At 48.8% G+C, this 5,072-nt stretch carries 3 protein-coding genes and 4 tRNA genes; all 7 read right to left on the bottom strand.

Annotation, left to right across the window (positions count from 1 at the left end):
- Positions 1 to 123: 123 nt before the first annotated feature.
- Positions 124 to 513 carry a hypothetical protein gene (locus HMPREF3050_RS03900; RefSeq protein ID WP_070773541.1) on the bottom strand — a complete coding sequence of 130 codons (390 nt, stop codon included), beginning with the start codon at positions 511 to 513 and terminating at the stop codon, positions 124 to 126.
- A 336-nt stretch (positions 514 to 849) separates the two neighbouring features.
- A complete protein-coding gene (gene pflA / locus HMPREF3050_RS03895) occupies positions 850 to 1,662 on the bottom strand; it encodes a pyruvate formate lyase 1-activating protein (RefSeq protein ID WP_003759661.1) in 813 nt (270 codons plus the stop codon).
- Positions 1,663 to 1,954: 292 nt separating this feature from the next.
- Positions 1,955 to 4,240 carry a formate C-acetyltransferase gene (gene pflB / locus HMPREF3050_RS03890; RefSeq protein ID WP_070773539.1) on the bottom strand — a complete coding sequence of 762 codons (2,286 nt, stop codon included), beginning with the start codon at positions 4,238 to 4,240 and terminating at the stop codon, positions 1,955 to 1,957.
- Between the two features lie 394 nt (positions 4,241 to 4,634).
- Positions 4,635 to 4,724: transfer RNA gene (locus tag HMPREF3050_RS03885), tRNA-Leu, on the bottom strand.
- 23 nt (positions 4,725 to 4,747) lie between these two features.
- Positions 4,748 to 4,825, bottom strand: a tRNA-Cys gene (locus HMPREF3050_RS14550).
- A gap of 10 nt (positions 4,826 to 4,835) precedes the next feature.
- Positions 4,836 to 4,910 (bottom strand) — tRNA-Cys (locus HMPREF3050_RS03880).
- Positions 4,911 to 4,937: 27 nt separating this feature from the next.
- Positions 4,938 to 5,013 (bottom strand) — tRNA-Gly (locus tag HMPREF3050_RS03875).
- Positions 5,014 to 5,072 lie beyond the last annotated feature (59 nt).

The raw sequence follows: 5,072 nt of genomic DNA, 5'->3' as shown, positions 1-5,072 counted from the left end.
CCTTGTCCTGATTTAAATTTAATCCACTATAGATCAAACATCAACAAAACTAAAAGCTCGTCTGAAATGATTTTCAGACGAGCTTTTTAAATGGCATGTTTTCAACCCCACTACTGGTTACGCCTATTTAATTTTCAAAATTGGAAGATTAAGATGTCTTAATTCATTTTGTTTCGGACATGAGGTCTTTAACGAGCCTTTCTTACCTTTTTCTACATCTAGGCGTATCGATATGAAGCATTGATTTTTATCATGAATATATTCATCTACAGAATAACCCTCACCCGTTTCTTCATCTGTATCAATTTCCGAATCCCCTGATTTTAATTTTGCCACGCCTTGCATCAAAGAATTTTTCCCTGAATTGCGCGGGTTATATATATCGAATTGTATATTTCCATTTTTCAAATGCTTTGTCTGAAGCAATAGCCCTGTTTTGTTTACTCGATATGTCCCTGCATAGGCTGACAAAGGTATAAAAAGTAAAAACATATATAAAAACTTTTTCATCATACTGCTCTTTCCTCAATTATAGTGGATTAAAATAAAAATGAGACAAGGCGGCAACGCCCGCCGTGTACGGGTAGTACATAAGGGCGTTGGCAACGCCGTATCATTGCAATTTTAATCCACTATAAATTTTAAAGATAAGAATGCTCTAGTGATCCAAGTTTGAACCGATACCACGTTGTCTCAACTTAGCCCAAAGATTGCGACTGAAGGTCTAAAATGACAATAGATTTATATGGTAACTGATTGATGCAATGGGCTGCAACAAATGGGATGAACGGCTAAAAGGTCGTCTGAAAGCGAATATTTCATTTTCAGACGACCTTTTTAGATTTGAACTCAATAAATAATGTTTTTGCCGTAGCTTTCTAAAATTGATTTGATTTTGAGGATGGTTTCTTTGGGGGGCGGATGTACGCCGGTGAGTTTGTAGGTGTCGCCGCACAATGCCCATTTGTGCGCGCCCAGTTCGTGATAAGGAAGGAGTTCGACCATTTCGACGTTGTCCATGTCTGCGATGAATTCGCCGAGCAGGTGGGCGGAACGGTCGTCATCGGTATAGCCCGGCACGACGACGTAGCGGACGCGGGCGGGCTGTTTGCGTTCGGCGAGGTAGTGGGCGAATTTGAGGGTTTTGGTATTGGGGATGCCGACGAGGACTTTGTGGATTTCGGGGTCGATTTGTTTTAAATCGAGCATGACGAGGTTGGTGTGGTCGAGCAGGTCGTCAAGGATGGAATCGTAATGCAGGGCGTAACCGTTGCTGTCGAGGCAGGTGTGGATGTCGTGTTCTTGGCAGGCGGTGAACCAGTCGCGCACGAATTCGTATTGCAGGAGCGGTTCGCCGCCTGTGGCGGTAACGCCGCCGCCTGTGGCGCGCAGGTAGTGGCGGTAGGACATGACTTGCTTCATGACTTCAGGCACGGTCATTTCTTGGGCTTGTTCGGTGTGCAAGTCCCATGTGTCGCGGTTGTGGCAGTAGAGGCAGCGCATGAGGCAGCCTTGCAGGAAGAGGACGTAACGCAATCCGGGACCGTCCACCGCACCGCAGGATTCTACGGAATGGACGATGCCTTTGCCGTTGTAATGGCGGTGTCCGAGATCTTTGGCGGGAGCGGGCGTTTCGGGGTTGATGGCGATGGATGTCTGCATGGTGTCTGATGTACCGGATATTGGGGTCGTCTGAAAACTTGTTTTTGTGTTGCAGAGGGTTCTTCTTATTGGATTAATATGCGGGCATTGCGTTCCCTGTTGTGGGAAGTTTATGGGCTGTTTTTAAATAGGTAAATGGGTTTTAATGATAACTCTATTGTACCGCCTTCGGTCGTCTTGATTTAAAGTTAATCCACTGGATTTTGATATTATCAAACCATTGCTTCAGGCAAAATCAAGCCGGGTTCCGGATAATCCGTCCCCCGGCTTGGTTTACTGTAAACCCTTTGCTTTACATGGTTTGTGTAAAGGTGCGGGTAATCACGTCAAGCTGCTGTTCGCGGGTCAGCGAGTTGAAGCGTACGGCGTAACCGGACACGCGGATGGTCAGTTGCGGATATTTGTCCGGATTGTTCATCGCGTCTTCCAGCGTTTCGCGGGTCAATACGTTGACGTTCAGGTGTTGGCCGCCTTCCACTTCTCCTTCTTCGTGGTGGAAGTAACCGTCCATCAGGCCTGCGAGGTTGCGTTCGCGGGAGTTTTCGTCTTTACCCAATGCGCCCGGCACGATGGAGAAGGTGTAGGAAATACCGTCTTTGGCAAACTCGAACGGCAGTTTGGCTACGGAAGTCAGCGAAGCAACGGCGCCGTTGACATCGCGGCCGTGCATCGGGTTGGCGCCCGGACCGAACGGTGCGCCTGCGCGGCGGCCGTCCGGCGTGTTGCCGGTTTTTTTGCCGTACACGACGTTGGAGGTAATGGTCAACACGGACTGGGTCGGCGTTGCGTTGCGGTAAGTTTTGTGGGTTGCCACTTTTTTCATGAAGTGTTCCACCAAGTCGCAGGCAATGTCGTCCACGCGGTCGTCGTTGTTACCGAACTGCGGATATTCGCCTTCGATTTCAAAGTCGACGGCAATACCGTTTTCGTCGCGAATCGGTTTGACTTTGGCGTATTTGATGGCGGACAGTGAGTCGGCGGCCACAGACAAACCGGCGATACCGCATGCCATAGTGCGTTTCACGTCGCGGTCATGCAGCGCCATCAACGCGGCTTCGTAGCTGTATTTGTCGTGCATGTAATGGATGATGTTCAGCGCGGTAACGTATTGGGTGGCCAGCCAATCCATAAATTTGTCCATGCGCGCAAAGACAGTGTCGTAGTCCAAGACTTCGTCCATAATCGGTTCGGTTTTCGGACCAACTTGGTCTTTGGATTTTTCGTCCACGCCGCCGTTGATTGCGTACAGCAGGGTTTTCGCCAAGTTGGCGCGTGCGCCGAAGAACTGCATTTGTTTGCCGACCACCATCGGGCTGACGCAGCAGGCAATGGCGTAGTCGTCGCTGTTGAAGTCCGGACGCATCAAATCGTCGTTTTCGTATTGGATGGACGAGGTGTCGATGGACACTTTGGCACAAAACTCTTTAAAGCCTTGCGGCAGTTGTTCGGACCACAACACAGTGATGTTCGGTTCGGGAGACGGACCCATGTTGTACAGGGTGTGCAGCACGCGGAAGTTGGTGCGCGTTACCAGCGTGCGGCCGTCCAAACCCATACCACCGATGGATTCGGTTGCCCAAATCGGGTCGCCGGAGAAGAGTTGGTCGTATTCGGGCGTACGCAGGAAACGAACCATACGCAGTTTCATCACCAAATGGTCGATAAATTCTTGCGCTTGAGTTTCGGTAATTACGCCGTTTTTCAGGTCGCGCTCGATGTAGATGTCCAAGAACGAAGACACGCGACCGAACGACATGGCGGCGCCGTTTTGCGATTTAACGGCGGCAAGGTAGCCGAAATAAGTCCATTGGATGGCTTCTTGCGCATTTTTCGCAGGACCGGAAATGTCGTAGCCGTAAGAGGCCGCCATTTCTTTCATTTGACCCAAGGCTTTGTATTGATCATTGATTTCTTCGCGGCGGCGGATAACTTCTTCCAAATCCACGCCGTTTTCCAAATCGGCTTGCAGCGAGTTGAACTGGTTGAGTTTGTCTTTCATTAAGAAGTCGATACCGTACAATGCTACGCGACGGTAGTCGCCGATAATGCGGCCGCGGCCGTAAGCATCCGGCAAGCCGGTAATCACACCGGATTTGCGGCAACGGCGGATGTCAGGCGTATAAACATCAAACACGCCTTGGTTGTGGGTTTTGCGGTATTTGGTGAAGATTTCACTGACTTCGGGGTTCAACTCGACGTTGTACACCTTGCATGCGTCTTGCACCATTTTCAAACCGCCGAACGGCATAATGGAGCGTTTCAGAGGCTCGTCCGTTTGCAGACCGACGATGGTTTCCAAATCTTTATCGATATAGCCCGGTGCATGGCTGGTAATGCCGGACACAACTTGCGCGTCGATTTTGTAGGGTTCGTGCGTACGGTTTTCGACTTTGATGCCTTCCATCACGTCCGCCCACAATTTGGTCGTTGCCTCGGTCGCAGGCGCGAGGAAAGATGCATCGCCTTCATAAGGCGTGTAGTTTTTCTGAATAAAATCGCGCACGTCGACATTGGTTTCCCAATTACCGCCGATAAAACCTTCCCAAGCGGCAGGGCGTTGCTGTACATCGGTTGACATATCAAGCTCCTAATTTGTCAGATAGAATTTATAGGTAGAAGAAATTTACCTTTGCAGAATAGCACTTTAGCTCTATGAAGTGTAACGATTGGCGAAGATGTGAACGTTTACCCGATATTTTTTTGACTTACATCAATGAGAACAGTTATTACTTAAAACTACATTTTATTTTTCAAGCCTTTAGCGTGTAAACAAGTGTAGAATATAAAATTAAGCCCTGAAAACTTGTCCGGTTTTCAGGGCTTTTCTTTAGGTATTTGATTTCATGCAATTACATTGTGTAAAGATCGCAAGTTGGACACAAATTGGGCACAAAGCAAAAAGACAGCCTGAATTATAAGCTGTCTTTTGGTAATTTAGAGTCTTAGACTATTCAATAAATTCATAGATTTATTGGTGCCCGGAGCCGGAATCGAACCGGCACGGCCGGTTTAGGGCCGACGGATTTTAAGTCCGTTGTGTCTACCTATTTCACCACCCGGGCGCAGACTGTTTTATATTGAAATTTGGAGGCGGGGGCGCGGATTTGAACCGGCCTATATAAGGGTTGCACCCCTTATAGCATAAACACTCTGCCACCCCGCCATGAAATGAGTGGAGGCGAGAGTCGGAATCGAACCGGCGTAGACGGATTTGCAATCCGCTGCATAAACCACTTTGCTATCTCGCCAAACAAACTACCAGGTAATGTTCAAACTGGAGCGGGAAACGAGTCTCGAACTCGCGACCTCAACCTTGGCAAGGTTGCGCTCTACCAACTGAGCTATTCCCGCATGGGGCACATCTGAAATTAAACTGTGGAGCGGGAAACGAGTCTCGAACTCGCGACCTC

The sequence above is a fragment of the Neisseria sp. HMSC065D04 genome, from assembly GCF_001815675.1.
Taxonomy (GTDB): domain Bacteria; phylum Pseudomonadota; class Gammaproteobacteria; order Burkholderiales; family Neisseriaceae; genus Neisseria.
The sequence above is the reverse complement of the archived record's forward strand: the minus strand, read 5'-3'. Positions and strand labels throughout refer to the sequence as shown.

Bases quoted from the DNA above. Each gene is read 5' to 3' on its own strand.
- HMPREF3050_RS03900 (WP_070773541.1), bottom strand. From the start codon at position 513: ATGATGAAAAAGTTTTTATATATGTTTTTACTTTTTATACCTTTGTCA.
- pflB (WP_070773539.1), bottom strand. From the start codon at position 4,240: ATGTCAACCGATGTACAGCAACGCCCTGCCGCTTGGGAAGGTTTTATC.
- pflA (WP_003759661.1), bottom strand. From the start codon at position 1,662: ATGCAGACATCCATCGCCATCAACCCCGAAACGCCCGCTCCCGCCAAA.